This is a genomic window from Pseudomonas sp. R62, from assembly GCF_000257605.1.
In the GTDB taxonomy this organism is placed as follows: domain Bacteria; phylum Pseudomonadota; class Gammaproteobacteria; order Pseudomonadales; family Pseudomonadaceae; genus Aquipseudomonas; species Aquipseudomonas atacamensis.
In genome coordinates this window covers 1,576,256-1,579,103 of record NZ_JH635999.1, presented here as the reverse complement: position 1 = coordinate 1,579,103, position 2,848 = coordinate 1,576,256, and the positions used below count along the sequence as shown (strand labels likewise).

Genomic DNA, 2,848 nt, shown 5'->3' with positions numbered 1-2,848 from the left:
GTTTTCGCTGCGAGTGGCGGTGGCGCGGGCTTGAGCAACCAGCGCTTCGAGGCGGCGTACCTCGGCCTGGAACGGACGCGGGTCGATCTGGAACAGCAGGTCGCCTTTCTTGACCAGCGCGCCTTCGGTGAACGCGACCTGATCGATCTGGCCCGATACCCGTGGCCGGATTTCAACGGTTTCCGGCGCTTCGAGGCGCCCGGTAAATTCGTCCCACTCGTTGACCGGTTGTTCCAGCACCTTGGCTACGCTGACTTTGGCAGCGGGCGGGGCGCCGGCAGTCTCCGGAGTTTTGCCGCAGGCGCTCATCACCAGTACGGCCAACATGGCCAACGGGAAGCGCAAATGTTTGAGTGATTGTTCCATGGATGCAATCCGCCGAAGTATTGAAGATGGGCGGATGATGCTCGGCGCGGGTGTGATGGCACGAATCGAATGAAGCAAAGGTAACTATCATTCGGAATGATATAAGCGCCGAGGCAGCCCCCTAGCATGCACCTTTCGTTAGGGGGCTATCAATCGGCCTGAAGGCAATTCTGTGTTGCTTGATCTGCAATGATTGCGACCGAAGCTGCGCGCGGAGGATTATCCGGCGATTAAATGCCTCGCTGTTATCAGCACCTCGCCCACTTGCCGGAGCAATACGCCAATGTCGCGGAATGGGCAATCAAGGGAGTTTCGCTCTAACATGAGCGTAACCTCATGCTCTGATATTTACCGTCCCCGGACCATTTTTTATGCGAGACCTGCCCCCGACCGCGACCCTGCGGGCTTTCGAAGTGGCCACCCGGCACCCGACGTTCACGGCTGCCGCTCAAGAACTGCACGTGACCCAAAGCGCCGTCAGTCACCAGCTCCGGCACCTTGAAGAACTTTGGGGCTTGCAATTGTTCGAGCGCGGCAAGGCGTTACGCCTTACAACAGCGGGGGCGACGCTGGCGCCGATCGTGCGCGAGTTTTTCATGAGCCTTGAAGCAACGCTGGAGGATCTGCGCGAGCAAAAGGACAGGGTTCGCCTGACCGTCAGCACCACCTATTCGTTCGCGTTGAAGTGGCTGCTGCCACGCTTGCCGAATCTGTCGCGCCTGCACCCGGAGCTGTTGGTGTCGCTAGATACCACGGACACGATCATCCATTTCGCCAGCGGCGAAGCCGATGTCGCCATTCGCTTGGGCAAAGGCAATTATCCCGGTCTGTATTCGGAGTTCCTGTTCGGTGAGCAGGTGTTTCCCGTGGCCAGTCCCGAACTGCTGCAGCGCGTCGGCAGGCCGGGCAGTCCCGCCGATTTGCTGCAGATGCCGTTGCTGATTCGCGACGGCGCCGAGTTGGCGCCGAAATGGGAGGTGTGGTTTGAGTCCGTCGGGCTGGCATTTTCGCCGCTGCGCGAAAGCGTAAGGTTTGGCGACACCAACATGACTGTCGAAGCTGCATTGCTCGGCCAGGGTGTGGCGCTGGTGCGCAGCGGCCATGTCGAAAATGAAATCGGCGACGGCCGCTTGGTAAGGCTGTTCGATGTGCCGTTCACATCGCCGCTTGCCTATTATTTCGTCTGTCCCAAAGGCATCGAAGCCCAGCCGCATATTCTCAAATTTCGCGAGTGGTTGCTCAGTGAGGCGTTGAAAGTGCAGGGCGCGCAGCACTGAGTCATGAGGTATTGCTCATGACTGGATGAAGAGACTTCTCTGTAATGTGGGCTGCAGCGATGACTAAAATGCCGCATGCCAATCCATCTCGTACTCCTCGTTCTGTTCGCCGCGCTCCTGCACGCCAGCTGGAACGCGCTGCTGCGCGGCGGTGCCGATCGGCTCTGGTCGATGACAATAATGTGCGTGGCCATCGCCATCGTCTGCCTCATTGCCACCTTTTTTATGGCCGCGCCTGCACCTGAGAGCTGGGGGTATGCGCTGCTCTCGGCACTGCTGCATGTCGGCTACAACCTGTTCCTGGTGCGCAGCTATCGGGTCGGCGATCTAGGGCAGATCTATCCGATTTCCCGCGGCTCGTCACCGGCGCTGATCACCCTCGGCGCCGCGCTGTTTGCCGGCGAAACCATTACTCCCGCTGAGCTGCTCGGCATCGGTCTGGTATCCGGCGGAATCATTTCCCTGGCCTTTCGCGGGCGCAGCCTGTCGGTGCCGAGCCTGCCGTATGCGCTGGGCACCGGTTGTTTCATCGCTGCCTACAGCGTCGTCGATGGCATTGGCGCCAGGCTTTCCGGTGCGCCGCTCGCGTACACGGTGTGGATGAGCGCCCTGTGGGGCGTGCTGATGCCGCTGGTGTATATCGGCCTGCGCGATGCTCGCAGTCTGTTTTCCGTACGGCCCGGAATGCTCGCCGCAGTGGGCGGCGGACTGGTCTCGTTGCTGGCCTACGCAATCGTTATCTACGCGATGAACGAAGCGCCACTGGGCGCGGTGTCGGCCTTGCGCGAAACCAGCGTGTTGTTTGCCGCATTGCTCGGCTATTTGTTCCTCGGTGAAAAGCTCACCGTCCGCAGGATGCTGGCGTGCGTGGTCATCGCCAGCGGCGCCATCATCATCGGCTGACACAGCCCAACTGCTCAGGAGAACGTCGCATGGATAACGTTTCGCAGGCCCCGCTGATTCTGATCACCGGCGGCAGTCGCGGAGTCGGCGCCGCCACCGCCCGACTCGCTGCCGCGCAAGGCTACGACGTCGCCGTCAGCTACGTCGCTAACGAGTCCGCCGCTCTTGAGGTGGTGGCGGATATCGAAGCGTTGGGGCGCAAAGGCCTCGCGGTGCGTGCTGACAGTGCTGACCCCGAGCAGGTTGCTGAACTGTTCTCGGCTCTCGATCGCTCATTTGGACGGATCGACGTTCTGGTCAAT

General features: G+C 60.7%; 4 protein-coding genes. 3 read left to right on the top strand and 1 reads right to left on the bottom strand.

Annotation, left to right across the window (positions count from 1 at the left end; translation table 11 throughout):
- Positions 1 to 366: efflux RND transporter periplasmic adaptor subunit (locus tag OQK_RS25095; protein ID WP_038861738.1), on the bottom strand; the 366-nt coding region annotated here is incomplete at its 3' end.
- Positions 367 to 737: 371 nt separating this feature from the next.
- Between OQK_RS25095 and gcvA the strand changes: the two genes are divergently transcribed.
- The 3 genes from gcvA to OQK_RS25080 all read left to right on the top strand — a co-directional run.
- Positions 738 to 1,643 carry a transcriptional regulator GcvA gene (gene gcvA, locus OQK_RS25090; RefSeq protein ID WP_016774852.1) on the top strand — a complete coding sequence of 302 codons (906 nt, stop codon included), beginning with the start codon at positions 738 to 740 and terminating at the stop codon, positions 1,641 to 1,643.
- Between the two features lie 75 nt (positions 1,644 to 1,718).
- Complete coding sequence (locus tag OQK_RS25085; protein ID WP_016774851.1) at positions 1,719 to 2,546, top strand: DMT family transporter; 828 nt, start codon at positions 1,719 to 1,721, stop codon at positions 2,544 to 2,546.
- A gap of 29 nt (positions 2,547 to 2,575) precedes the next feature.
- Positions 2,576 to 2,848 (top strand): SDR family NAD(P)-dependent oxidoreductase (locus OQK_RS25080; RefSeq protein ID WP_038861736.1); only part of this gene is annotated, 273 nt, incomplete at its 3' end.

Excerpts from the sequence above, each read along its gene's own strand:
- gcvA (WP_016774852.1), top strand. The coding sequence starts at position 738 with ATGCGAGACCTGCCCCCGACCGCGACCCTGCGGGCTTTCGAAGTGGCC.
- OQK_RS25085 (WP_016774851.1), top strand. The coding sequence starts at position 1,719 with ATGCCAATCCATCTCGTACTCCTCGTTCTGTTCGCCGCGCTCCTGCAC.